Origin of the sequence: Pseudomonas sp. S5F11 (assembly GCF_019641515.1) — a bacterium.
GTDB lineage: Bacteria > Pseudomonadota > Gammaproteobacteria > Pseudomonadales > Pseudomonadaceae > Aquipseudomonas > Aquipseudomonas rhodesiae.
On the sequence record NZ_JAIFJZ010000001.1, the window covers coordinates 1,960,037 to 1,985,373 of the forward strand.

The following is a 25,337-nucleotide window of genomic DNA, read 5'->3' on the forward strand; positions in this document are numbered from 1 at the left end:
CGCCCCTACAACAGCGGCGCCACCACCGGTTCCTGTCGCGGCCAGGCATCCAGCACGGCCTTGAACAGCGTGGCCAGGGGTATCGCAAAGAACACTCCCCAGAACCCCCACAACCCACCAAACAACAGCACCGCGCAGATAATCGCCACCGGGTGAAGGTTGACCGCTTCGGAAAACAGCAGCGGCACCAGTACGTTGCCGTCCAGGGTCTGGATGATCCCGTACACCGCCATCAGGTAGATGAATTGATCACTCCAGCCCCACTGGAACAGTGCGATCAATGTCACCGGCACAGTCACCACCACCGCGCCCACATACGGCACCACCACCGACACGCCGACCAGCAATGCCAGCAACGCGGCATAGTTGAGGTCCAAAGCGATGAAGGCGATATAGGTCACACCGCCACAAATAAAGATCTCGATCACCTTGCCACGGATGTAATTGGCGATCTGTCGATTCATTTCCTGCGCCACACGGGTAATCAACGCCCGCTCCCGCGGCAGATAGCCACGCACCCAACGACCGATCATTACGCGATCCTTGAGAAAGAAAAACACCAGGATCGGCACCAGTACCAGGTAGATCATGATGTTGACCAGCAACGGCAGACTGGACAGGGAGAACGTCAACGCCCATTGCCCGAATTTCCCAATTTCACCGCGCGCCACTTCGATGGCTTGCAGCACCTGCTCGTCCGATACCAGATGGGGATAACGCTCCGGCAACAGGAGCAACAGCGATTGCCACTTGGCGAGCATCCCCGGTAATTCGTTGAACAGCGTGATCAGCTGATGCCAGAGCAATGGCAACACCACCACGATAAACACCACCAGCAGGCCCATGAACAACGCGAACACCAACCCAACCGCTACCCCGCCGGGTACGCGCAGGCGCTCCAACGTCGTCACCAATCCCTGCATCAGATACGCCAACACCATGCCCGCTAGCACCGGGGCCAGCATGCCACCCAAGGTCAATACCGCCGTAAAGGCGAGGAACAACAAGACCGCCAGCACCACCGCTTCTTCATCGGAGAAGTAGCGCTGAACCCAGTCACGTAACACTTTGAACATCAATCAACCTCGGGCTGTGGGAACAAACGGTTCAGGCCTTGCGCAACCAGTAACGGTACACACCGGCAGCGTCTTCTTCGTGCAACAGGGTGTGCCCGGCCAGTTTGGCAAATGTGCGGAAATCGCGCTGGGAGCCTGCATCGGTGGCAATCACTTTGAGTACCGCACCGCTGGCTAATCGATTGAGCTCCAACTTGGCCTTGAGCAAGGGCAACGGGCAATTGAGCCCGCTCGCATCGAGTTCAGCATCAAAGGCGACGGTGTCGGTCATGGGTTTACTCCGGGTCAAGCGTTCGGGGTGCTTAGAATATCTGGTCCGAAGCTCAGTGTCCGGCTACAGTAAGCTCTTTGTCGAAAGGCCCTGTGCATGAATTTTTTGCGCCCTACCCTGCTGACGCTGGCTTGCCTGCTGGCCTCCCCAGGCTTCGCCGATGACCTGCCGTCGCTGGGCGACGCCAGTTCTGCCATTGTCTCGCCGCAGCAGGAGTACCAACTGGGCCGCGCTTGGCTGGCGTACTTGCGGGGCCAGGTGTCGCAACTCAACGACCCGCAACTCAAGGATTATGTCGAGACCAGCGTTTACAAACTGGTGGAGACCAGCCAGGTCAACGACCGACGTCTGGAGTTCATCCTGATCAACAGCCCACAACTGAACGCATTTGCCGCACCAGGCGGAATTGTCGGGGTCAACGGTGGACTGTTCCTCAATGCCCAGACCGAAGGGGAATACGCCTCGGTGTTAGCCCACGAATTGGCTCACTTGTCCCAGCGCCACTTCGCACGAGGCGTTGAAGCCCAACAGCGCATGCAAGTGCCGATGATGGCTGCGCTGCTGGGTGGCATCATTGCGGCGGCAGCGGGCGCAGGCGATGCTGGCATTGCCGCGATTGCCGGCACCCAGGCCGCCGCGATCCAGGAGCAGCGCCGTTTCTCCCGGCAAAACGAACAAGAGGCGGACCGCATCGGCATCGTCAACCTCGAAAAAGCTGGTTACGACCCGCGCTCCATGCCGACCATGTTCGAGCGTTTGATGCGCCAGTACCGCTTCGATGCCAAACCGCCGGAATTCCTGCTGACCCACCCTGTGACAGAGTCTCGGATCGCCGACACCCGTAACCGGGCCGAACAGGCTAAGCCAGGCGGCAAGGAAGACAGCCTGCGCTACCAATTGATACGTGCGCGAGTGCAATTGAGATACGAAGACACCCCTGGCCTCGCCGCCAAACGCTTCCAAGCGCAACTCGACGAAAACCCGAAAAACGACGTGGCGCGCTACGGCCTGGCCATCGCCCAGATCAAAGGCACGCAACTCAAGGAAGCCCGGGAGAACCTGGCGCCGCTGCTGGCCAAGGCGCCCAACGACATCACCTACAATCTGGCGCAGATCGAACTGGACATCATCAACAACCGCCTGCCCGACGCCCAGCAACGCACCGACAGGATGTTGACCCAGTACCCCAGCAACTACCCGTTGAATCAGGTTCGGGTTGACCTGCTGCTCAAGCAGAATCGCACCGCCGATGCGGAAAAGGCGCTGGATGGGCTGCTCAAATCGCGCCCGGATGATCCAGATGTGTGGTATCAGGTCGCCGAAACACGTGGCTTGTCCGGCAACATCATCGGCCTGCACCAGGCCCGTGCCGAATACTTTGCGCTGGTGGGCGACTTCCAGCAGGCCATCCAGCAACTGGACTTTGCCAAGCGAAGGGCCGGAAACAACTTTCCACTGTCATCACGTATCGATGCACGCCAGCGTGAGTTGATCGAGCAGGAACGCTTGGTCAAAGGCATGATGAGCTAAACCATCCCCCACAAAAAAGCCCCGCCTTCGTCAAACGAACGCGGGGCTTTTTATTGAGCTGGCAGGTTACTCGGCCAGTTTAAAGGTGATGAAACTGGCGCGGCCCTGGCGCAGTACGCGCATCGACACCGAACGATTCTTCGGCAATGCTTTGGCGATATCAGTGAATTGCTTGGTGCTGTCGATCGCCTGATTGTTCAGGTGAGTGATCACATCGCCCGGCTGCAGGCCGATCAACGCAGCAGGTCCATCCTGCACTTCTTTAATTACTACACCGCTCTTGAGGTCGAAGGCTTTTTTCTGCTCGTCCGTCAGTTCGGCTACGGCAATCCCCAGACGGTTGCTGCTGCGCTCGGCGCCTGGCTTGGTGTTGCCCAGGGCATCGAGGGTGGCGCCTTCTTCAGGAATCGCACCGACAGTTAGCTCAACGTTCTGGCGCTTGCCGCCACGAATCACTTCCAACTTGGCTTTGCTGCCGGCCTTGAGTGCGCCCACCAAATGGGGCAGATCGGCGGACATTACGATTGGCTGGCCATTCATGCTCAGGATCACGTCACCCACTTGCAGGCCACCCTTGGCCGCCGGGCCATCATCCTGAATCTGTGCGACCAGCGCGCCCGCCGGCTTGTCGAGGCCGAAGGATTCAGCCAAATCCTTGTTCACTTCTTGGATAACTACGCCCAACCAACCACGACTGACCTTGCCGCCGCTTTTCAACTGGTTGGAAACGTCCATGGCCACGTCGATCGGGATAGCGAACGATACGCCCATGAATCCACCGGACCGGGTATAGATCTGCGAGTTGATACCCACCACTTCGCCGGCCAGGTTGAACAGCGGACCGCCGGAGTTGCCCGGGTTGATCGGCACGTCGGTTTGGATGAACGGCACGTAGTTTTCATTTGGCAGGCTACGACCGATGGCGCTAACGATGCCTTGGGTGACCGTGTGGTCAAAGCCAAACGGCGAGCCAATGGCGACTACCCACTGACCGGCCTTCAGATCCTGGGATTTGCCCAGCTTCAGCACAGGCAGGTCCTTGCCGTCGATTTTCAGCAATGCCACATCGGAGCGTGGATCGGTGCCAACCAGTTTGGCCTTGAGCTCACTGCGATCAGCCAAGCGTACGAGAATTTCATCTGCATCGGCAATGACATGGTTATTGGTGAGAATGTAGCCATCCGGCGAAATGATGAAGCCCGAACCCAGAGACTGCGCTTCACGCTGACCACCACCGCCCCCCGGGGGGCGCGCGGTTGTGGCATCCCACGCTCGAAGAACTCGCGCAACATCGGCGGCAGGCCTTCAAGATCCGGCATCTGCTGGTTCGACACTTTGCGATCTGGCAGCTTCTGCGTGGTACTGATGTTCACCACGGCAGGCGAGGCTTGCTCAACCAGTTGGGTGAAGTCAGGCAACTCAGCCGCTTGCGCGGTCACAGCCTGACCCAGCACCAACACCGTGGCGACTATGGATAGGTAGGATTTCAAACGTGGTATCGACATACAGCTCCCGTTACAACGAGCAAGGTTGAGCGATAGGGTTCAAGAAACGCCGGAAACTGCGTCCGCCGTTTTTGTTCCGCGAACAAAACAAGGCCAGAGCCGACAAACTCTGACCTATAAAAAAGATGGAAGATTTTTGCAAGTGAAAATCCTGATCCAGACATTTCATGCTCTCGGCAGCCAAGCGTGCATGGTTGTAAATTGAAAGATCAGGATGAACATAGAATTAACAACTCACGGCAAAGGCTTAGCGGCTGCCTTTTTTTCACCGCGCACCGACAGCGCAATACGCTCGGCGGTACCGATAGGGATTTCTCCAACAACCGTCACCATCATTTCACCGTCAACCGTATTCAAGCGACGGGAAACCGCGACAGTGGGTCCTAGCTGAGTACGGTTTTCCGTGACACCGCCATCACTGATGGGCTCTAGAAACACCGAAAATCTTGCCAGACCATCTTCATACATCAAACTGTCGATGGTGTTTTTGGTGTGGGCATCCTCGCGCGCGCTGGAATTCGTTAACTGAAACCCCGGCGGTAACCATTCCAAGTGCCACGCATCGGTTGGTGCTATCTCTAACTCGTCGCTGTTTACCGCTGCGACCGGCGTGCAATCCTTGCTCGGTTGCAAGTTACGATCTTCAGGCGAAATCGCCGTATTCAAGCGGGTGAACTGAAAGCGCTCCAATAACTGACCTTGGTCGTTGAGCAACAAGGACTTGAGCGGTAGGGCGGTTTCACGATCCAGATGCAGTTCAAATCCATAACGGTATTGGTCACGAGGAGTGATAGACACAATCACAGCATTTCGGCCAGCAACACGGGATTTCCCTATCACCGCCAGATCATAGAATTGATTGAGTTTCTGCGGATCGAGCACACGGGAAGAGGCGTCTCGAGAATTGCCAAGCCCGGCGACTAACGCGCCGCTTACGCATTGTGTGCGGCCGTCCACTCTCACAACTTCCTGAGCAGAGCCATCAAGCTGCAAAAGCCGCTCATGGACTTGCCCATTCTGGACACGGTGCCAGATGTCATGGGTGGAAAAGCTGCCGTTACGTTCGTAGACGAACGTACCTTCGAAACTTTGCTGTTGCTCTGCGCGCCCAAGTCGACTCAGCCAGTCTTGGGCTTCATCGGCATGGGCGGGAAGTACAAACCAACCACTGAGCAAAAGCGTAAGGAGCGGTATGGCACGCATAGAGCTCCTTAGCGGTTCAACGATTTTCCAGACTAGCGGCGCGAGCGTATGGCAGAGCGCTTTCAGTGCCTTTCAGGGCAGATTCCTGTGCATGTTGACGCAGGTATCCTGGGAGACGCTGATCCTGCCAACCGGATTGCCCCTGCAATACACCGTTGGCCATAGGGCCGGTGGCGTCGGAGCTTTCCTTGTAGCCTGCGAGCACTGCCGGACCTTTGACTTGCGGGCCAGCCATGACCGGTTGCTGAGTCTGCTGGGCCAATTCGGCACCGGCAATTTCGTCCTGATTGTAAAGACGAACACCCGCCAACACGGCGACAGTCACCGAGGCAGCAACTGCAAGGCGACCCAGGCTACGCCATGGACCACGGGCAGCTTTTGCCGGAACGGCTTCATCAGCCAACGCGGCAGAAACGGCCGCAGCAATATCCAGACGAGGGATTAGAAGATCCTTGTGCATCACCGCCCGAGCGACTTGGTAACGAGACCAGGTATCACGGGTTTCGGCGTCATCGAATGCGTTGAGCACTCGACGAAGTTCCAGTTCATCCGCTTCGTTATCCATCACTGCGGACAGCGATTCCTGCAGGGCATCACGACTCATGGCGGTTCCTCTCTTGGCTGTCGCCGCTGTCTTTAGTTTTCCTGCAACAACGGTTGCAAGGCTTTGTCGATGGCTTCCCGGGCCCGGAAAATCCGTGACCTTACAGTCCCCACCGGACATTGCATGACGCTCGCAATGTCTTCATAACTCAGACCATCGAATTCACGTAAAGTTAACGCCGTACGCAAATCTTCTGGCAATTGCTGAATTGTGCGATGAACGGTTCCTTCGATCTCGTCGCGCAGCAATGCACGCTCCGGCGACTCGAGATCTTTGAGGCCGTGATCACCATCGTAAAATTCTGCATCTTCTGAACTAACATCACTATCTGGTGGGCGGCGTCCGCGAGACACCAGATAGTTCTTCGCCGTGTTGATGGCGATGCGATACAGCCACGTATAAAACGCACTGTCACCGCGAAAATTACCGAGTGCACGGTACGCCTTGATAAAGGCTTCCTGTGCAACGTCCTGCGCTTCGTGGGTGTCGTGCACAAATCGCACGATCAACCCGAGAATTTTGTGCTGGTATTTCAGCACTAGCAGATCAAATGCGCGCTTGTCGCCGCGTTGTACGCGCTCGACCAGCTGCTGATCCTCTTCCTGGGTTAGCATGAACACTCCTCGTTGTACTTGAAGGAGGCTTGCATAACTAAACGATCAGGCTTGCAAACATAGACTCGGACTTTTCGCAAAAGTTCTCCCCCTCCAAGCAAGTTTCCGGCATGCACTGATTTGGCACACACGAAAAACGCAGCGCGGGCAACGCCGGCTGCGCGAATAATCTTGTCGTCGGTTTCCTGACGCGTCCAATGCTCCCGACGGGCCAATAAACTCAACGTTTTCCCAGCTTTCGGGCAACCTGCTATTGAGTCGGGGCTTATGCAAAAAGTTCCCAATTCAATAACCGACAGATTATACCCAAGCCGCGCACCGTAATCTCACATTGCCACGAATGCCTGGCTATTGTGCCGCTCCCCCCCTCTATATACTAGTGGGCCGTGTGACCCTTTGATTCGCCGATCCAGGCGTCCCGTCAGCGCCACTAGCCCTTGGATCGCTTTTTGCGGAATCCTTCAAATGAGCCAACAGTTTCAACACGATGTTCTGGTGATTGGCAGCGGCGCAGCCGGATTGAGTCTTGCCCTAACCCTCCCCAGCCACCTGCGCATCGCCGTACTGAGCAAGGGCGACCTGGCCAATGGCTCGACATTCTGGGCTCAAGGCGGTGTTGCCGCCGTGCTGGATGACACCGATACGGTGCAGTCCCATGTCGAAGACACCCTCAACGCCGGTGGCGGGCTGTGTAATGAAGAAGCGGTGCGTTTCACCGTTGAGCACAGCCGCGAAGCGATCCAATGGCTGATCGATCAAGGCGTACCCTTCACCCGTGACGAACACGCCAGCGCCGACGACGGCGGTTTCGAGTTCCATCTGACCCGTGAAGGCGGCCACAGCCATCGCCGCATCATCCATGCCGCCGATGCCACCGGCGCGGCTATTTTCAGAACATTGCTGGATCAGGCCCGTCAACGCCCCAACATTGAACTACTGGAGCAACGCGTCGCCGTCGATCTGATCACCGAAAAGCGCCTGGGCCTGGAAGGTGAGCGCTGCCTCGGCGCCTACGTGCTCAACCGCAGCAGCGGCGAGGTCGATACCTACGGCGCGCGCTTCACCATTCTTGCGTCGGGCGGCGCGGCAAAGGTCTATCTCTATACCAGCAATCCTGACGGTGCCTGCGGCGACGGCATCGCCATGGCCTGGCGCTCGGGGTGCCGAGTGGCCAACCTGGAGTTCAATCAGTTCCACCCCACCTGCCTGTATCACCCGCAGGCCAAGAGCTTCCTGATCACCGAAGCGCTGCGCGGCGAAGGCGCGCACTTGAAACTGCCGAACGGCGAACGCTTCATGCAGCGCTTCGACCCCCGCGCCGAACTGGCCCCGCGCGATATCGTCGCCCGCGCCATCGACCATGAAATGAAGCGCCTGGGCATCGACTGCGTCTACTTGGACATCAGCCATCAACCCGAGGCATTCATCAAGACGCACTTCCCCACCGTCTACGAGCGCTGCCTGGCCTTCAATATCGATATCACCAAAGGCCCGATCCCCGTCGTACCGGCCGCGCACTACACCTGCGGCGGCGTGATGGTTGACCAGCATGGCCGCACCGATGTGCCCGGCCTTTATGCCATTGGTGAAACCAGCTTCACCGGCCTGCATGGTGCCAATCGCATGGCTAGCAACTCGCTGCTTGAGTGCTTCGTGTATGCCCGCTCAGCGGCGGTGGATATCCTTGAGCAACTGCCGCGAATTCCGGTGCCCGACGCCCTGCCCCGCTGGGACGCCAGCCAAGTCACCGACTCGGACGAGGACGTGATCATCGCCCACAACTGGGATGAGCTGCGGCGCTTCATGTGGGACTACGTGGGCATCGTGCGCACCAACAAGCGCCTGCAACGGGCACAACATCGGGTGCGGTTGCTACTGGATGAAATCGACGAGTTCTACAGCAACTATAAAGTCAGCCGTGACCTGATCGAGCTGCGCAACTTGGCTCAGGTGGCCGAGCTGATGATCCGCTCGGCCATGGAACGCAAGGAAAGCCGAGGCCTGCATTACACCCTCGACTACCCGCAGATGCTCCCCGAAGCCCGCGACACTATCCTGGTGCCAGCCACCTACGCCGGCTGAACTTCAAGCGTACCCGCAGGCGCCGGTGTGTATCCGCCGCCTGCGCGTCCTTGGGCACACAGATCGAACGCGCCCACCACTGCCCCTTGACCCGATATCGCAGCACCACGACCAGGGGCAACGCCAAGCTATCCGGGAGCAACTGCACGGCGTGCCAGCCACGCTGCTCACTGAATAATTGCCAGCCGTCCTCATCGCGTCGCAGGCCTCGAATCGACGAACGGTGTGACAACAGAATGTGTCGCGGCAAAACCCAGGCGGCATGCCCCAGACACAGCACTATCGCCAGAGTTGAGAAAGCGAGATCAATCAATGCCAACGCACCCAACGCGAACAGTTGGGCGAAAAGATACGCCACCAGCAGCCGCCGTGACGGCTGCCAGCGACATTCAAAGCGATTACTTGGGCTGGACACGGTCCAGAATCATCCGAACCATACGCTGCAGTTCCGGATCGTCCGACTCGGCGCGCTCCATGAACCAGCCGAACATATCCTGGTCTTCGCACTCCAGCAGACGCACATACACCTTGCGGTCCACTTCATTAAGGGTGGAATAAACCTCTTTGACGAAAGGCACCAGCAATACATCCAGCTCAAGCATGCCGCGACGGCTGTGCCAGTAGAGGCGATTGAGTTCTACATCTTCGACCATGGAGCGCTCCTCAAATAGAGCGCAAGTATACAGGCCCAACAGCAGTGGAACAGTCGGCTTTGGTCGCTCCTACGGAAACTATCCATTTGCCGGGCGCCCCTCTATGATGCACCCATGACTTTTTGACCTGCGATGAACCATGGCTGACTCTGCTTTCTTTTGCCCCCTGATCCACGAAGGTGTCCTCGCCGTCCGCGGCGCCGATGCTGCTAAATTCCTGCAAGGCCAATTGACCTGCAACCTCAATTACCTGAGTGATACCCAGGCCAGCCTGGGCGCGCGCTGCACTCAAAAAGGGCGCATGCAGTCGAGCTTTCGCATCTTGTTGCAAGGTGACGGCGTGTTGCTGGCCATGGCCAGCGAGCTACTGGAGCCGCAACTGGCCGACCTGAAAAAATACGCGGTGTTCTCCAAGTCTAAGCTGACCGACGAAAGTGCCGCCTGGTCCCGTTTCGGTCTGGTGAATGCGGATTCGGCCCTGGCCAACCTCGGGCTTGAGCTGCCGGCCGAGACCGATAGCGTAGCCCGCAACGAGCACTTGATCGCGATTCGGGTCTCACCCGACCGCAGCGAACTCTGGGTACCCTCGGATCGAGCCGACGCCGTCAAAGCCCAATTGAGTGAAACCCTTGATCAAGCTGATTTGAATGAATGGCTGCTGGGCCAGATTCGCGCCGGTATCGGCCAAGTCATGCCGCAAACTCGTGAACTGTTCATCCCGCAAATGCTCAACCTGCAAGCCGTGGGCGGTGTGAGTTTCAAAAAAGGCTGCTACACCGGCCAGGAAATCGTCGCGCGTATGCAGTACCTGGGCAAACTCAAGCGCCGCTTGTACCGCTTAAGCCTTGATTCGGCGCAAATGCCCGAGCCAGGCACTCCTCTGTTTTCGCCGAGCCACAGCAGCTCGATCGGTGAAGTGGTGATCGCAGCAAAAGCTGACCAGGTCATTGAACTTCTGGCCGTATTGCAAGCCGAAGCTGCCGATAGTGGCGATGTGCATTTAGGCACGCTTGAAGGCCCAGGTCTGCGACTGCTTGACTTGCCTTATACCCTCGACCGTGATCGAGAGATCCAACGCTAGTCGTCATACTTTTTTGCAACACCCTAGAGATCATGAATGAACAAGCTGGCGGAAAAAGTCCAACAGGCTTTGGTCAAGGCTATCGATAACGATGACCTGGTTCTGCCGACATTACCGGAAGTGGCCCTTAAGATTCGTCAGGCTGCCGAAGACCCGGAAATCAGCATCAGCCATTTGAGCAAAGTGATCGGTCGCGATACCGCCCTGTCCGCACGCCTGATCAAAGTGGTGAACAGCCCGCTGCTGCGCGCCACTCAGGAAGTCACCGACCTGCACACCGCCATCACGCGGCTGGGCACCAATTACAGCAGCAACCTGGCGATTGGCCTGGTGATGGAGCAGATCTTTCACGCCCGCTCCGAAGTCGTCGAACAGAAAATGCGCGATGTCTGGCGCCGCAGCCTGGAAGTGGCGGGCGTGAGCTATGCCTTGTGCCGCAGCCACAGCCAGCTCAAGCCGGATCAGGCGGCACTCGGTGGCCTGGTGCACCAGATCGGCGTGCTGCCGATCCTCACCTACGCCGAAGACCACTACGAGCTGCTGGCAGACCCGGTCAGCCTCAATCATGTGATCGACAGCATCCATCCTAAGCTGGGCGATAAGTTGCTCAGTGGCTGGGACTTTCCCGAAATGCTGGCGAAACTGCCGGGGCAGTACCTGAACTTCGAGCGTGACTCCGACCGCCTCGACTACATTGATCTCGTGCAAGTCGCCGTGTTGTACTGCCACCGCGGCACCAGTCACCCCCTGGCAAACGTGGTGGTTTCCGAGATCCCTGCCATGAAAAAGCTGCGCGTCGACCCCTACAGCGACAGCCTGCGTGCGGAACTGGATGAAGCGCGGTCGATGTTCTACTGATTCACCCGGCGATAAAACTTACCCGCACTTTCAAACCTGCCCGCTTGCCATCATGCAGACTGATCTGCGCCAGATGCGCCCGGCAGATTTCCCCGACAATCGCCAAGCCCAGGCCCGAGCCCATACCCTGCTGGCTACGCCGATAGAACCGTTCGAACACCCGATCCCGTTCATCCAGCGGGATGCCCGGGCCATCGTCTTCCACTTCCAGCACCGCCGGCGCCATCACCCGTAGGATCACGTTGCCACCAGGCGGCGTGTGCGCCAGGGCATTGTCCACCAGGTTACTCAGCAGTTCGTTCAACAGTGTCGGTTCGCCGCGCAGCCACACCGGCTCGTCGGCTTCCAGCGCCAGGGCCACGCCGCGCGCATGGGCCAGAGGCGCCATGGCCATGCCCAGTTCGCGAGCCAACTGGCTCAGATCCAACAACTGCGCGCCGCCTTCGGCAATCGCCCGGGCGCCGTTCTCGATGCGCGCCAGGGACAGCAACTGATTAGCCAGATGGGTCAGGCGATCAGTGCCTTGAGCCGCGGTTTCCAAGGTGCTGCGCCAGGTCGCCGGGTCTTCGGCGCGCAACCCCAACTCCAGGCGGGCCTTGAGTGCGGCCAGCGGAGTGCGCAGTTCGTGGGACGCATCGGCGATAAACTGCGCCTGGCGCTGGAATTGCCCGCGCAGGCGCTCGGTGAAGTGGTTGAGGGAACTGACCAGCGGGCCGAATTCATGTTGCACCTCCACCAATGGCAGCGGCCGCAGATCGTCGGGCTGACGCTCCTCCACGGCTTTACGCAAACGGTCCAGCGGGCGGAGCGCGGCGCTCACGGCAAACCACACCAGCAGCAACGCACCGACCGCGAGCATGCCCAGGCGCAGCAGGGTATCGGCCATCAGGCTACGGGCCATGCTGACCCTTGCTTCGTCGGTCTCGGCCACGCGGATTTCCGCCATACCGTTCATGTTCGGCTCGGAAACCGCTTTAAGCAGGCTGACCACCCGCACTTCCTGGCCCTGGTACTTGGCGTTGTAGAAACGCGCCAGGGCCGGGTAATCATCGGTACGCGGTGTGCCGGGCGGCGGGCCGGGCAGGTTTTCGTAACCAGAGATCAGCTTCTGATCGATGTCGTTGACCTGGTAGTAAATGCGCCCGGCGCTGTCGTAGGCGAAGGTGTCCAGGGCCACATAGGGCACATTGGCGCTGAGAGTGCCGTCCACCTGGGTCAGGCCGGCCGCGATGGTTCGTGCCGACGCCAGCAGCGTACGGTCGTAGGCGGTATCGGCAGCTTCGCGACCGTTCCAGTAGGCACTCATGCCGCTGGCCAACATCAACAGCACCAGCAACAGCGCCAGGTTCCACAGCAGGCGCCAGCGCAGGCTGCTGGGCTTATGCATCGCGGGCTTCCAGCAGGTAGCCAAGGCCGCGGAACGTCACGATGGCGATCGGTTGCCCATCGAGTTTTTTGCGCAGGCGATGCACGTAGATTTCGATCGCATCGGGGCTGGCCTCCTCGTCCAGGCCAAACACATGGGAGGCCAGTTGCTCTTTGCTCATCACCCGGCCCGGACGCGCGATCAGCGCTTCGAGCACCGCCTGTTCACGGGAGGTCAATGTCAGCAGTTCGCCGCCCAACGTGAAGCGCCGGGTGTCCAAGTCGTACACCAGCACGCCGCAGGTTTGCTGGCGCTCGCCGCCCAGCACGCTGCGACGCAACAGGGCCTTGACCCGTGCTTCCAGTTCCGTCAGTTCAAAAGGCTTGGCCAGGTAATCGTCGGCGCCCAGGTTCAGGCCATGCACACGGTCTTTGACGTCACTTCGCGCGGTCAGCATCAGCACCGGCAGATTTTTCCCCCGGGCTCGCAAACGTGCGAGCACCTCGAAACCATCCATGCGCGGCAGCCCCACATCGAGGATGGCCACCGCGTAGTCCTCGCTGCTCAAGGCCAGGTCGGCGGCGACGCCGTCGTGCAGCACGTCGACGGTCAAACCCGTGCTCTTGAGCGCTTGGGCCACACTGTCGGCGAGTTGCAAATGGTCTTCAACCAGAAGGACACGCATGGTTTTCTGCCTCATTCAGGAGTGGTCGATGCCACGCTTTGGCGGGGAGTTTACAGGCGCCCGGTGCCCTGTGAAGCCCGAAAACATTGAAAGGTGGCTGAAAGGTTAGTGAAAGCTTCGCCCTTTAGCATCCAGCTCACGGTGAGTCTTGCCCACCCAGTTGCCTAATCCGCAGCGCCCGAAAAGCGCCTCGATGCGTTTTCGTAAAAATAAGAACAATACCGGAGTGCACCACGATGCTGTCGACACAGCCCCAGACTTGCCCGCCTGTTCGTATTTCCCGCCCGACCCAGACCGCCCTTGCCGGTTTTATTTCGTCGCTCAGCCAAACCGCCCTTTTCGAAGACTGCGGATCGGATGAAACGCGCCTGCTCGTCAGCTACAGCGTCGCGCTCTGGTAAGTAGTGCCTGGCAGTAAAACCTCATAACAAAAACGACGGAGACACCCATGACCCTTTCATTGCGTAAATTGGCCCTCACCGCCGGCTGCATGTTGTTCGCCGGCCAACTGCTGGCCGCTGACGAGCCCAAGCGCCCGGAATGCATCGCCCCGGCCTCCCCCGGCGGCGGTTTCGACCTGACCTGCAAACTGGCGCAAAGCGCACTGGTCAACGAGAAACTGCTGAGCAAACCGATGCGCGTGACCTACATGCCCGGCGGCGTCGGCGCGGTGGCCTACAACGCCGTGGTCGCACAGCGTCCGGCGGATGCCGGTACGCTGGTGGCCTGGTCCAGCGGCTCGCTGCTGAACCTGGCTCAGGGCAAGTTCGGGCGTTTCGATGAAAGCGCCGTACGTTGGCTGGCCGCGGTCGGCACCAGTTACGGCGCCATCGCGGTAAAAAGCGATTCGCCCTACAAGACCCTCGATGATTTGGTCAAAGCCCTGAAGAAAGATCCGGGCAGCGTGGTGATCGGTTCCGGCGGCACCGTCGGTAGCCAGGACTGGATGCAAACCGCCCTGATCGCCAAAGCCGCCGGGATCAACCCGCGCGAGCTGCGCTACGTGGCCCTCGAAGGCGGCGGTGAAATCGCCACGGCCCTGCTTGGTGGTCATATTCAAGTGGGCAGTACCGACATCTCCGACTCCATGCCGCACATCCTCAGCGGCGACATGCGTCTGCTGGCGGTGTTCTCCGAGCAGCGCCTGAACGAGCCGGAAATGAAGGATATCCCGACCGCCAAAGAGCAAGGCTACGACATCGTGTGGCCAGTGGTGCGCGGCTTCTACCTCGGGCCAAAAGTCAGCGATGCCGAGTACGCCTGGTGGAAAGACGCGTTCGACAAACTGCTGGCCTCCGAAGAGTTCGCCAAGCTGCGTGACCAGCGCGAGCTGTTCCCGTTCGCCATGACCGGCCCGGAGCTGGACACCTATGTGAAGAAACAGGTGGCTGACTACAAAGTGCTGGCCAAAGAGTTCGGCCTGATCCAGTAATCGCCCCCTCTGTCGCGCGGCCATGCCTGGTAAAACCCAGGCATGGCCCAGGAGTTCAACATGCTCTTACAACGCATATTCGCGGCCGCGCTGCTGCTGGCCTGTGCCGGTCTGGCGCTGATGGCCTGGCCCTATCAGGCGTCGTTTTCCTACGAGCCGGTAGGGCCCCGCGCCTACCCGCTGCTGATCCTCGGGCTGATGAGCCTGGCGCTGATCTACATGCTGATTCGCCCGCAGGCCACCAAGCACACCGAAGAAGAACCGGCGCTGGATCGCGAAACCCTGATCAAGATCAGCCTCTGCGTGGTGCTGCTGATTGTGTTCGCCGCCACCTTCGAACCGCTGGGCTTCATCCTCAGCAGCATGCTGATCGGCATCCCGATGGCGCGCCTGTACGGCGGCCGCTGGATGCCCAGCGTGGTGATCGTCTCCCTGATTGCCATCGGTTTGTACCTGCTGTTCGATAAGGTCATGGATGTGCCGTTGCCCCTTGGCCTGCTCGACGTTCTGGAGAACTGATATGGATACTTTTGGCTACTTGGGCCAGGGCTTCGGCGTGGCGCTGTCCCCTTACAACCTGGTGACCGCGCTGTGCGGCACGTTGATCGGCACCGTGGTCGGCCTGCTGCCGGGCCTGGGCCCGATCAACGGCGTGGCGCTGTTGATCCCCATCGCGTTCGCCCTGGGCCTGCCGCCGGAATCGGCGCTGATCCTGCTGGCGGCGGTGTACCTGGGCTGCGAATACGGCGGCCGGATCAGTTCGATCCTGCTTAACATCCCGGGCGAAGCTTCCACCGTAATGACCACCCTCGACGGCTACCCGATGGCCCGCAAAGGCCTGGCCGGTGTGGCGCTGTCTTTGTCGGCGTGGAGTTCGTTCATCGGTGCGTTCATCGCCACCTGCGGCATGGTGCTGTTTGCGCCGCTGCTGGCCAAATGGGCGATTGCCTTCGGCCCGGCGGAATATTTCGTACTGATGGTGTTCGCGATTGTCTGCCTGGGCGGCATGGCCGGTGACAAGCCGTTGAAGACCTTCGTCGCGGCGTTGATCGGCCTGTTCCTGTCGGCAGTCGGCATCGATGCCAACAGCGGCGTTTACCGTTTTACCGGCGATAACATCCACCTCACCGACGGCATCCAATTCGTCGTACTGGTGTTGGGCCTGTTCTCCATCAGCGAGATCCTGTTGCTGCTGGAAAAAACCCACCGTGGCCAGGAAGCGGTCAAGGCCACCGGGCGCATGATGTTCAACGTCAAGGAAGCGGCGTCGGTATTCGTGGTGAATATCCGTTGCGGCCTGCTGGGCTTCATCATGGGTGTGTTGCCGGGCGCCGGTGCAACGCTGGCATCGGCCGTGGCCTACATGACCGAGAAACGCATGGCTGGTGCCAGCGGCAAGTTCGGCCAGGGCGACATGCGCGGCCTCGCCGCCCCGGAAACCGCAATCGGCGCATCCGCCTGCGGCGCTCTGGTGCCGATGCTGACCCTGGGCGTACCTGGCTCGGGCACCACCGCAGTGATGATCGGCGCGCTGTCGCTGTACAACATCACCCCCGGCCCGCTGCTGTTCCAACAGCAACCGGACATTGTCTGGGGCCTGATCGCTTCGTTGTTTATCGCCAACATCATGCTGGTGATCCTCAACATCCCGATGATCCGGATCTTCACGCGCATCCTCGCCGTGCCGAACTGGGCGCTGGTGCCGGTGATCGCCATCATCACCGCGATCGGTGTGTACGCGGTGCATGCCACCACTTTCGACCTGTTCCTGATGGTCGGGATCGGCATCTTCGGTTACATCCTGCGCAAGCTGGACTTCCCGCTGTCGCCGGTGCTGTTGGGCTTTATCCTCGGCGGCCTGATGGAGCAGAACCTGCGCCGTGCGCTATCGATCTCCAACGGTGCGCTGGAGATTCTGTGGTCGAGCCCGATCACCTTTGGCGTCTGGGTACTGACCGCGATCATGCTGTTCGTGCCGCTGCTGCGGATCTGGCGCAAACGCGCCCAACAGCGCCGCGCTGTGGCCAATGTCTGAGGTCACCCTTAAACATTGGTGGGGAACACCGCTGGTCGGCCTGGCCGGCGGTTACCTGGCCAGCCTGATCGGCTGGCCATTGCCGTACATGGTCGGCTCGTTGCTGGCGATCATTCTGGTGCGTTGCCTCACGCCCTGGCAGTTGGCGGAGATTCCCGGCGGGCGTAAATGCGGCCAATGGGTGGTGGGGATCGGCATCGGCCTGCACTTCACCCCAGTGGTGATTGAGCAGGTGATGAGCCACTTCGGCCTGATCTTCTTCGGCGCGCTGGTCACCAGCCTGTCGAGCGTGGTGGGCGTGTGGCTGATGCGCCGCAGCGGTGAAGACCGCGCCACCGCGTTTTTCTCCAGCATGCCGGGCGGGTCCGGTGAGATGGTCAACCTCGGCGCACGCAACGGCGCGGTGCTCAGCCGTGTCGCGGCGGGGCAGAGCCTGCGCGTGCTGGCGGTGGTGCTGTGCGTACCGGCGATCTTCAAGTATGTGCTGGGGGGCGGCGCGCCGCAGTTTCATCCGGCACCGGTGAGTTGGGCGTGGCTGGCGTTGCTGTTTCCGCTGGGGGCTCTGGTGGCCTGGGGTTGGCAGCGCCTGCGTCAGCCAAACCCATGGTTGTTCGGCCCGTTATTGGTCAGTGCGACCGCCAGCGTTGTCTGGGATTTGCATATCGGCCTGCCCGACGGCGGCAGCCAAATCGGCCAATGGCTGATCGGCAGTGGACTGGGTTGCCATTTCAACCGCCAGTTCTTCCGCCGCGCGCCGTCGTTCATGGCTCGTACATTAGTCGGCACCGCTCTGACCATGGCGCTGGCGACCTTGGCCGCCGTGGGCCTGAGCGCCCTCACCCACTTGGACCTGCGCTCGCTGACCCTGGGCATGATGCCGGGTGGCATTGCCGAGATGAGTCTTACGGCCGAAACCCTGCAACTGTCAGTGCCGCTGGTGACGGCGATGCAGGTGATGCGTTTATTGTTTGTGCTGTTTTTGGCGGAACCCTTGTTCCGACGATGGAATCGCCAGCCGTAGCGGGCTTCCCACGCGGGACCGTACCGTCTGTCGCAACTGTCTTTTCTCACAGTTAGCCTAGCTGCCTCGTTCGGCGTTCAATCCGCATGTGATTCGAGCATCCGCACGAGGTGTCAAGCATGACTCCGGTTCCGACCGCGCGCCCTAGCGTTGGGCAACTAGCCCCCAATATTCCTGGCCTGACGACGCCAGTCGCGGGCTTCTCCGGTGGCGTGTACAAACTGTTGCTGGAGAACCATGGCAGCCCCGGCCTGATTTGCATCTTGCGCACCTACGCCGGTCAGGTAGAAGGCGATCTTATCCAACTGTTCTGCGGCGACTTGCTGGTACCGATCGATCACCATAACGTCAGCAAGGAGGAGGCGCGCGATGGGAAGTCGATCAGCCTGCACATATCCATGGCGCGACTGGATGAGGGCGCGGTAGGACCTGTGTTTTTTCGGGTGACGCACCCTGATCAGCGTGCAGAAGAAACCCAGCGCCTGACTCTCAAGATCGACACCGTAGCGCCAACCGGCAACGACCTTATTCAACAGCCGCCGTGGGTAAATGAACAACTGCCACGCCCTCAACCTGCACATTTTTTGATCGATTCAGCCGCAGCCCAACGCGGGGTCGCGGTGAGAATTCCCTTTTATCCCTCCCACCTCACCCGCCCTTCCACTACTCACCGAGCGGTTCGTGATCGCATTCGCCTGATTATCGGTGGGCAAATCATTGAGCATTCCGTGACCGAGAACGAAGCCAGCAGCACACTGCCGATTTCAATCATGGTTTATTACGGCACATGGCTGCAGATCGGCAGCGGCTACCAGACCTGCGCCTACGATGTCATCGATGAAGTAGGCAACCACGCGCCGGGCCGCTCGCCGACGCAACTGATTGAAGTGCGGCTTAATCCCAACGAACGCCTGCTGGACCCTGCCCACGTTGTCGAGGCACCTACAGGAACGCTGGATGCGGACGCCTTGCTAGGCAAAGACGCAACCCTCAGGTTCGCTGTTGCTGGCAAAGGCTGGGCATTGGGCGACGAAGCTCGACTGACCCTTCGAGGGCGCGCGCTGGACGGCGGCGACGTTGATAAAACCTACACCGTCAGTATCACGTCGACGACACCCACCTTCACCGACGTCCCGTGGCCCAATGCCGATGTACGCGCGCTTATCGGCGCCATGATCGAACTCAGTTATGAACGGGTTCGCGCAGGTCAGGCCAACGTGCCCTCTGAAAACGCCTTCGTCCGAGTCACGGGAACCCCCGAGCAAACCGCTCTTGCGGCGCCGCAAGTGCCGGCCGCCAGCGGCGGCGTCCTGCCCCCCTTGACCGACCCGGTAATCGTCACGATCACGAGCTACACGGGGCAAAAGCAGTTTGATTGCGTCACGTTGGTATTAGAGGGCACTAACGTCTACGGCCACCGATTCTATCGGGAGTATGTCGCAGTGGCGGGCGAGGACAGCATCGTATTCGAACTGCCCAACAGCGCTGACGGCGACATCCGCCAACTGGATGGCGGCGAACTGATGCTCTACTACTTCATCAACCATATCGGCCAACGGCCCCCCTCTGACATTTTGTCATTGCGCATTGGCGACCCCTTGGACGCACTGGCCCAGCCTGAAGTACTGCAAGCGCCTGCCCCCGGTTTCACCTTCGACCCCGACGTATCCCTGGGCAATGCCGATGTGAGAGTCCCGGCTAACGCTGCTTTCGTTGTAGACGCCACGGTAACTCTGTATTGCGAAGGCAGTGCAGTCGGCGGCAGCGCCCCACCCGATGCATTTCTCATCACCCCACCGTGGGTCGGGCAGGAGTTGGCGTTTGTCATCCAACGACAGTTCATTCTCGCCAACCTCAACGGTTCGGCTCGCATTTATTATCGGGTAGAAAAACCGGGCCAGCGCACCCGCTACTCCAAGGCACTGGTGATCACCGTCGGCAGTCGCCTGCAATTGCCGGTGCCACTGGTGCTGGAGAGCACAGTCACGGGATTGAACAGCGCCAGGCTCAACCCGCAACACGTTCTGAACCCGCCGATATGCACACTGCGAGTAAGCTACACACCGATGCTGGCCAGCGACGATATTCAACCGAGTTTCGTTGGCACTCACGGGCAAGGAACGCCCACCATTGCTGCGCGACCAGGCGACCCCGCGAAGGGCTATGTGGATTTCATCCTGAGTAACAAAGTGATCTCCGCCAATCTGGGCCGAAAAGCTGTGTTGTCCTCCATCGTCACCCGCGCCGGTGCCGACACCGCCTCCCAGCTATTAACCTTGACCATCGACCCGTTCCAAGAGCAGGTGCTGGATCTGGTCACTGTGCCTCAGGCATCGAACGGCATCGTAAGAGCCAACATGCTTAATAGCGTGCTGATTCTTGCATGGCCGTTCATAAGCGTCGGGCAGGCGATATGGGTCGATCTCAAGGGCGCAGCCAATCTTGCCCTGCTTGATGCCGTACCACTGACCGCCGCGCAATTCAGCGCCGGCCGCGTGGAGGTCACGATACCCGCCGATTACCTGCGTTCGTTGCCGACTCAAAGCACCTTGACGATTGAAGTACGGGTATCGCTCAACGGCAGTGCCAACAAGACCTCGGCCATCCGCTTGCGTACCGCTCACTACAGGATCACCAATACCGTCGGCGTTTTTGCAACTATTACGGTGGGTCGTGCGCCGAACGCCATGGTGCTGAGCCCGAACGGAGAATTGCTGTATGTCGCCTGCGCGTTTGGCGACACGTCTATCTGGATAATCGACACACTGCGCAACCGCGTCATTCACCACTTCGCAGTGCCAGGGACGCCCTTGCACATCGCGATCAATCCAACCGCTCCAAGATTGTACGTGACGGACAACAGCGTGGCGGTCAACACGCCTATTCGCGTTTACAACACACAGGATTACGCCCTGATCGATACGATCACCGGGTTTACAACCGTCGCCGGTATCACCTTCAACGCCAACGGTTCCCGCTTGTATGTGGCGGATACAGGCGCATCACAGCTGGTGGTGATCAACACCACCAACCATCAACGCCTGTCCTCGATTCCAGTACGCGAGCCGATTGACGTGGTCATCAGCCCCGATAACAACCGCGCACATGTGGCTACATTTTTTGACTGGTCGATTCTCAATCTGCACACCAACACCCTGATCGATAGCGTCGACACCCCTTCGGCGCCCAGTGCAATTGCCCACAATCCCAGGGGGGCGGAGGTCTACATCGTCAGCCGGACAGGCGGCAGCGTCACGATCGGCAATACCGTGAATCACGGCATCCCCCAGCGACTGACAGGGTTATCTGGGCCCTTGCATATCGCCTTTGAACGCGGTCGCGACCGTGCCTACGTGTCGCAGACCGACGGCGACCTACTGGGCATTATCGACACGCGCTCGCGGCAGTTGATCGGCACATACGCCGGCTTCAACAAGCCACGCGCAGTGGTGGTGGCTCCAGACGGCTCCCATGGCTATGTGGCAAATATCGGCGGCGATTCTGTGTCCTTGGTGGTGTTATAGCGGACGAATGACCGTTGGTCGTGACTGTCATTTCTCACAGCTAGGCAGCTCGTTGTGCTCGGCGCTCAATGATTCTCGACGCGCCCTGCCTTGAGGGTGGGGTGTCCGCACCGACCAACCCCAAGAGGCTGACGATCATGACCTTGGATCAGAATGCTGAGACCCGCTCAGACGGTACTAACCTACCTGCAATCATCTCCCATTGCGTCCCCAAGCCACCTAGCGGGCTTTTACCCCGTAGATTGTTTCCCGGCGAACTCAAACCGTTCAGCGACTTGGTGATTATCTTTCCCACTGAAACAAAACCCGTTGCCGGTCACGATGCCGCGCTCAACAAAGCGGCGTTGGTGGTCCACACGAAGGGGGTTATCTGTCTGCTTCCGGGGTACCTGGAAAGGGAGGCGGATGACTTTATCTGGCTGGAGATCAATGGCGTACGGGGACCTATTCACACCGTTAGCCAAGAAGAAATAGATAACGACCAGATCACTGTCCTGTTCATGGACAGCGGTCGTTTTATCGACCAAGCGAACAACACCGTGCAAGCCTTTGTTAAGCGCACGGGCGGCGCTGTCGAAAGCAGCAAAGTGTTCAATTTTCTCGCAGACCGTGAGCCCCCTGTGGGCAGGGACCCGATCCCCAGTACGCCTTACAACGACAACATGAGCCCTGTCACGTTTGAGGATCCCCAAATCGAAAACTTTGGGTTCGTTACCGATGAGCAGATAGGCCTCGGCGTGTCGATGCTGATCGCCAATTACCCTTTGAATACCAACGAATCTCCCGTCCATAGCCGTAAAGAGAACGATGTCATTCACGTCAGTATCGGCGGCGTAATTATCAAGCACACCGTCACGTCTTTCGAGGCTTCCGGCAATGAGCCAATACGGATCGTGGCTTACCATGGGACCTGGAGCCAACTGCCCAATGGCGTGCATCTGGTCCAGTGGTACGTCGTCGATAAGGCAGGCAATCACTCCCCCGGCTTCTCACCGTCCAGATTGATCGAACTTCGGGCCGGGAACGGTGTGGAACCGCTGCTGCCAATGGTGCATGTCCTTGAATCGCACTACGACCCGGAAATCGATAAGGACGTCATCAATGTGCCGGATCTCATAGGTGACGCGACCATCGAAGTGCCGATACGCTTCAACGGCTACAACATCAACGATGTGGTCGTCCTGACCGTCTATGGGCTTGTTCATGCCATATCCAGCTCAATCGTGCTGCGCTATACGGTAACGAATACCAACCTGATCAGGGCATATATCCCCCTGCCCCTTTCTTTCCTCTTACCCCTGGTCGATGGTCTGATTCTGATCACCTACAAACGGATTCGCCCAGGCACACCCGACCGTAACTCCTCAGCCGCGCTTTACTACATTTTCGGCAACCCCACCGGTACACAGTTGCCGCCTCCAGAGGTGCAGGGTCTGATCAACGGAGTGTTGCCCGAAAATACCGACCCGGTGCATATCGTAGTCCCGCACTACATGGGGCAAAACTCGCAAGATAGGGTTGAGCTGGTGGTGGTGGGGTTTCCAGCCAGTGGTGCCCCTACTTATGCGACCTACACGGACGTCGCCGGCACGGGCGATATTGATTTCATCTTGGATGGCGCGTTCTTCTTCGCCCTCTACGGAGGCTATTTCAAGGCTCATTACATCATTAACGGCGGTATTCCAAGGCCACCGTCAGACGTAGCGATCATCTATGTTGGCAAGACTCAAAATAAACTGCCGGCGCCTACGACACTGCAGGCAGTACCACCCGACTTTAGATTCAACCCTTTGATCCACAAAGGTAATTTGAACGTCAGGGTACAACCGCATCCGTCTATCGTCGCGGGCACGGAGATCAGAGTCATATTCATCGGTTCGAAACCGGGTGGTAGTTACACGAGCCCATGGTTCCGAATAGACGAAAACTGGGAGGATGCCGAAATCCCCTTCACCATTGGTCGCACCGTTGTACTGAACAACGAGGGCGGCACGGCGCATTTGTATTACGAACTCAAGCCAGTAATGCCAGGGCCCACTCAGTTTTCCCTGGAACTGATCATTGCGATTGGCGGACCGCGTATCTTACCTTTACCCAGTGTGGTGCAAGCCACGTATATCTCGGAAACCCGGGTTGAACTCAACCCTGTGCATGTGATTGCACCCAGCCCACCTTCCTTGGAAGTCCGCGTGACGTCGAACACCTTTCCGAACGACGCAGACATTAAAATCATTATCACCGGTAAACCGGGGGTCGGTACTCCAGACATCCCCGCACGGCCCTCCATACCCGAACCGGGTGAAACCTACACGCGCTTCAACTTATCGAGCGACTTTGTCGCGGCTTACTTGGGTGGTGAGTTCAACGTGTCGTACCAACTTATGGAAGCCTCTGGGACGACTAGCTCGCCGAATCTTACCGTGGAGGTTTTAGCGCTACCGGACTCGTTACTTGATTTGGTCACTATTCCCGAAACAGTAGGCGGGGCAATCAACCCCAGTGTTGCCAACCATGTGCGAATTAACCGGTGGCCGTTTTTCCGGGCCTCGCAATTGCTGTGGATTGATATATTGAGTTCCACCGACCTTGCGCTTCGCGTTTCAATGCCCGTCACATCCGCTGAATTCACGGCCGGACGTACCCTCGATCTGATCCCTGCCAGCTACCTCAGGTCACTGCCCGATAACAGCACAGTGACGATTCAGGCGCGGGTATCGCTCGATGGCAGCGGGAACGAATCGACGGCTCAGCACTTTAGCCGGTCACCGGTGTACAGGATCAAAAAAGCATCGGGGGTCGTGGAAGGCGAGATTCAAGTAGGGCATACCCCTAGTCACCTTGCTCTGTCCAAGGACGACTCGAGACTCTATGTGACCAATGTGGGTGACAGAACGATTTCAGTGATCGACACCGACAAGGGGGAAGTGATTCGTACGCTCCAAGTGACTGGAACGGGGGCGCTTTCGGGTATAGCGGTTAGCCCGAATGGCCGGAATCTGTACGTCAGCTTACTGAGTACCTCGACGCTGGTTATTGAAACCACGCATTTTCAGACAATAGCGACGATCTCGTCTGCTGGTTTCCCATACAACTCAGCTCTACGCTTAAACCCAACAGGATCCCGCCTTTACAGTGGAAACGAATATTATGGAGGTCTCCAAGAAATAGACACTTCGACTAACAAGTATGTGAGATGGCTTAATGGCGGCAGTTACTATACACAAGCAATTGCCTTCAATCATTCAGGCACTCGAATTTATACAAATGGCTATCATATAAGAACATTCGATCAGGCTTCAGGCACCATAATAGGCTCATTTACTGTTCCTCGTGGCTCAGGAAGAAACTTTGGATTAGCCTATAGCCCCACTGCCGACGTTATTTACGCAACCAACGCCGGTTCGTATGCGACGGATGGGTATTTGATGATGTTGTCCGCTGCGACCGTCCCCGTAACACTTATCAAGAGAATTGACAACCTCGGCTATCCTTGGGGCATTGCATTTGCGCCAGACGGCACAAAAGCCTACATGTGTTTACATGGAGAAAACTCGATAAAAATCATCGATACGTCCACCCAATCCATCACTGGAGAAATCAATACCAGTAGCTACCCACTGGACCGACCTAAAGAGATTGTTATTACCTCTGATGGCAGCCGTGCTTATGTGGCCAACTCTGGAAATGCCAATATCATCGTGGTCAGCCTGTAAGTGTTATATCCCACGCTGTTAACGTAATTGTTAAAAAAAACCCGCCTCTTTCGAGGCGGGTTTTTTATTGTGCCGGCAAACTGC

The 25,337-nt window shown here is 58.6% G+C and carries 19 protein-coding genes and 1 pseudogene; 10 read left to right on the top strand and 10 right to left on the bottom strand.

From position 1 onward, the window contains the following. Positions 1 to 5 precede the first annotated feature (5 nt). Positions 6 to 1,076, bottom strand: a complete 1,071-nt coding sequence (locus K1567_RS08680) for an AI-2E family transporter (RefSeq protein WP_034096398.1) — start codon at positions 1,074 to 1,076, stop codon at positions 6 to 8. Positions 1,077 to 1,107: 31 nt separating this feature from the next. After that, positions 1,108 to 1,347 carry a sulfurtransferase TusA family protein gene (locus tag K1567_RS08685; protein WP_034096397.1) on the bottom strand — a complete coding sequence of 80 codons (240 nt, stop codon included), beginning with the start codon at positions 1,345 to 1,347 and terminating at the stop codon, positions 1,108 to 1,110. 96 nt (positions 1,348 to 1,443) lie between these two features. Here K1567_RS08685 and K1567_RS08690 point away from each other — a divergent pair, with 96 nt between their 5' ends. Then, on the top strand, positions 1,444 to 2,877 hold the full coding sequence (locus K1567_RS08690) for a M48 family metalloprotease (RefSeq protein ID WP_034096396.1): 1,434 nt from the start codon (positions 1,444 to 1,446) through the stop codon (positions 2,875 to 2,877). Positions 2,878 to 2,943: 66 nt separating this feature from the next. On the opposite strand, the pseudogene K1567_RS08695 reads toward K1567_RS08690, so the two are convergent. From K1567_RS08695 to rpoE, 4 genes and pseudogenes are all read right to left on the bottom strand, one after another. Continuing rightward, positions 2,944 to 4,382 (bottom strand): annotated as a pseudogene (locus tag K1567_RS08695) (DegQ family serine endoprotease). Positions 4,383 to 4,616: 234 nt separating this feature from the next. Then, positions 4,617 to 5,585: a MucB/RseB C-terminal domain-containing protein gene (locus K1567_RS08700; protein ID WP_099312616.1), complete on the bottom strand. Its 969-nt coding sequence runs from the start codon at positions 5,583 to 5,585 to the stop codon at positions 4,617 to 4,619. A 16-nt stretch (positions 5,586 to 5,601) separates the two neighbouring features. After that, complete coding sequence (locus K1567_RS08705) at positions 5,602 to 6,189, bottom strand: sigma-E factor negative regulatory protein (RefSeq protein WP_034096393.1); 588 nt, start codon at positions 6,187 to 6,189, stop codon at positions 5,602 to 5,604. A gap of 32 nt (positions 6,190 to 6,221) precedes the next feature. Continuing rightward, positions 6,222 to 6,803 carry an RNA polymerase sigma factor RpoE gene (gene rpoE, locus K1567_RS08710; RefSeq protein WP_003172477.1) on the bottom strand — a complete coding sequence of 194 codons (582 nt, stop codon included), beginning with the start codon at positions 6,801 to 6,803 and terminating at the stop codon, positions 6,222 to 6,224. A gap of 465 nt (positions 6,804 to 7,268) precedes the next feature. Here rpoE and nadB point away from each other — a divergent pair, with 465 nt between their 5' ends. After that, the gene (nadB, locus tag K1567_RS08715) at positions 7,269 to 8,885 is read left to right on the top strand and encodes an L-aspartate oxidase (protein WP_220698374.1); all 1,617 of its coding nucleotides are present in this window, start codon (positions 7,269 to 7,271) and stop codon (positions 8,883 to 8,885) included. Here the strand turns inward: nadB and K1567_RS08720 are convergent. Then, positions 8,854 to 9,300: a protein YgfX gene (locus K1567_RS08720; protein ID WP_220698375.1), complete on the bottom strand. Its 447-nt coding sequence runs from the start codon at positions 9,298 to 9,300 to the stop codon at positions 8,854 to 8,856. The two genes, nadB and K1567_RS08720, sit on opposite strands and share 32 nt — an antisense overlap. Further along, complete coding sequence (locus K1567_RS08725; RefSeq protein ID WP_034096390.1) at positions 9,284 to 9,538, bottom strand: succinate dehydrogenase assembly factor 2; 255 nt, start codon at positions 9,536 to 9,538, stop codon at positions 9,284 to 9,286. The genes K1567_RS08720 and K1567_RS08725 overlap by 17 nt, the downstream gene beginning before the upstream one ends. Before the next feature lie 139 nt (positions 9,539 to 9,677). On the opposite strand from K1567_RS08725, the gene K1567_RS08730 reads away from it, so the two are divergent. Together K1567_RS08730 and K1567_RS08735 are read left to right on the top strand one after the other, a co-directional pair. Next, positions 9,678 to 10,619 carry a folate-binding protein YgfZ gene (locus tag K1567_RS08730; protein ID WP_040267582.1) on the top strand — a complete coding sequence of 314 codons (942 nt, stop codon included), beginning with the start codon at positions 9,678 to 9,680 and terminating at the stop codon, positions 10,617 to 10,619. 36 nt (positions 10,620 to 10,655) lie between these two features. Next, positions 10,656 to 11,477, top strand: a complete 822-nt coding sequence (locus K1567_RS08735; protein ID WP_034096388.1) for an HDOD domain-containing protein — start codon at positions 10,656 to 10,658, stop codon at positions 11,475 to 11,477. 1 nt (position 11,478) lies between these two features. Here the strand turns inward: K1567_RS08735 and K1567_RS08740 are convergent, their stop codons facing one another. Both K1567_RS08740 and K1567_RS08745 read right to left on the bottom strand, forming a co-directional pair. Continuing rightward, on the bottom strand, positions 11,479 to 12,864 hold the full coding sequence (locus tag K1567_RS08740; RefSeq protein WP_034096387.1) for a sensor histidine kinase: 1,386 nt from the start codon (positions 12,862 to 12,864) through the stop codon (positions 11,479 to 11,481). Further along, positions 12,857 to 13,528, bottom strand: a complete 672-nt coding sequence (locus K1567_RS08745) for a response regulator (RefSeq protein WP_034096386.1) — start codon at positions 13,526 to 13,528, stop codon at positions 12,857 to 12,859. Before K1567_RS08745 ends, K1567_RS08740 begins: the two co-directional genes overlap by 8 nt. 448 nt (positions 13,529 to 13,976) lie before the next feature. Here K1567_RS08745 and K1567_RS08750 point away from each other — a divergent pair, with 448 nt between their 5' ends. From K1567_RS08750 to K1567_RS08775, 6 genes are all read left to right on the top strand, one after another. Then, on the top strand, positions 13,977 to 14,960 hold the full coding sequence (locus tag K1567_RS08750; RefSeq protein WP_034096385.1) for a tripartite tricarboxylate transporter substrate binding protein: 984 nt from the start codon (positions 13,977 to 13,979) through the stop codon (positions 14,958 to 14,960). 60 nt (positions 14,961 to 15,020) lie between these two features. Next, a complete protein-coding gene (locus K1567_RS08755; protein WP_169867470.1) occupies positions 15,021 to 15,479 on the top strand; it encodes a tripartite tricarboxylate transporter TctB family protein in 459 nt (152 codons plus the stop codon). Between the two features lies 1 nt (position 15,480). Further along, on the top strand, positions 15,481 to 16,995 hold the full coding sequence (locus K1567_RS08760) for a tripartite tricarboxylate transporter permease (protein WP_034096383.1): 1,515 nt from the start codon (positions 15,481 to 15,483) through the stop codon (positions 16,993 to 16,995). Then, entirely contained in the window at positions 16,988 to 18,016 is a 1,029-nt protein-coding gene (locus K1567_RS08765) for an AbrB family transcriptional regulator (RefSeq protein WP_034096382.1), read from the top strand. The genes K1567_RS08760 and K1567_RS08765 overlap by 8 nt, the downstream gene beginning before the upstream one ends. 119 nt (positions 18,017 to 18,135) lie before the next feature. Next, positions 18,136 to 21,540: a YncE family protein gene (locus K1567_RS08770; protein WP_220698376.1), complete on the top strand. Its 3,405-nt coding sequence runs from the start codon at positions 18,136 to 18,138 to the stop codon at positions 21,538 to 21,540. A gap of 137 nt (positions 21,541 to 21,677) precedes the next feature. After that, positions 21,678 to 25,253 (top strand): YncE family protein, encoded by a 3,576-nt coding sequence (locus K1567_RS08775; protein ID WP_220698377.1) that lies wholly within the window; start codon positions 21,678 to 21,680, stop codon positions 25,251 to 25,253. Positions 25,254 to 25,337: the final 84 nt, after the last annotated feature.

Coding starts and splice junctions, on each gene's coding strand:
- K1567_RS08680 (WP_034096398.1), bottom strand. CDS start 1,076: ATGTTCAAAGTGTTACGTGACTGGGTTCAGCGCTACTTCTCCGATGAA.
- K1567_RS08770 (WP_220698376.1), top strand. CDS start 18,136: ATGACTCCGGTTCCGACCGCGCGCCCTAGCGTTGGGCAACTAGCCCCC.
- K1567_RS08750 (WP_034096385.1), top strand. CDS start 13,977: ATGACCCTTTCATTGCGTAAATTGGCCCTCACCGCCGGCTGCATGTTG.
- K1567_RS08690 (WP_034096396.1), top strand. CDS start 1,444: ATGAATTTTTTGCGCCCTACCCTGCTGACGCTGGCTTGCCTGCTGGCC.
- K1567_RS08705 (WP_034096393.1), bottom strand. CDS start 6,189: ATGAGTCGTGATGCCCTGCAGGAATCGCTGTCCGCAGTGATGGATAAC.
- K1567_RS08740 (WP_034096387.1), bottom strand. CDS start 12,864: ATGCATAAGCCCAGCAGCCTGCGCTGGCGCCTGCTGTGGAACCTGGCG.
- K1567_RS08765 (WP_034096382.1), top strand. CDS start 16,988: ATGTCTGAGGTCACCCTTAAACATTGGTGGGGAACACCGCTGGTCGGC.
- K1567_RS08735 (WP_034096388.1), top strand. CDS start 10,656: ATGAACAAGCTGGCGGAAAAAGTCCAACAGGCTTTGGTCAAGGCTATC.
- K1567_RS08760 (WP_034096383.1), top strand. CDS start 15,481: ATGGATACTTTTGGCTACTTGGGCCAGGGCTTCGGCGTGGCGCTGTCC.
- K1567_RS08730 (WP_040267582.1), top strand. CDS start 9,678: ATGGCTGACTCTGCTTTCTTTTGCCCCCTGATCCACGAAGGTGTCCTC.
- rpoE (WP_003172477.1), bottom strand. CDS start 6,803: ATGCTAACCCAGGAAGAGGATCAGCAGCTGGTCGAGCGCGTACAACGC.
- nadB (WP_220698374.1), top strand. CDS start 7,269: ATGAGCCAACAGTTTCAACACGATGTTCTGGTGATTGGCAGCGGCGCA.
- K1567_RS08775 (WP_220698377.1), top strand. CDS start 21,678: ATGACCTTGGATCAGAATGCTGAGACCCGCTCAGACGGTACTAACCTA.
- K1567_RS08745 (WP_034096386.1), bottom strand. CDS start 13,528: ATGCGTGTCCTTCTGGTTGAAGACCATTTGCAACTCGCCGACAGTGTG.
- K1567_RS08755 (WP_169867470.1), top strand. CDS start 15,021: ATGCTCTTACAACGCATATTCGCGGCCGCGCTGCTGCTGGCCTGTGCC.
- K1567_RS08700 (WP_099312616.1), bottom strand. CDS start 5,585: ATGCGTGCCATACCGCTCCTTACGCTTTTGCTCAGTGGTTGGTTTGTA.
- K1567_RS08685 (WP_034096397.1), bottom strand. CDS start 1,347: ATGACCGACACCGTCGCCTTTGATGCTGAACTCGATGCGAGCGGGCTC.
- K1567_RS08725 (WP_034096390.1), bottom strand. CDS start 9,538: ATGGTCGAAGATGTAGAACTCAATCGCCTCTACTGGCACAGCCGTCGC.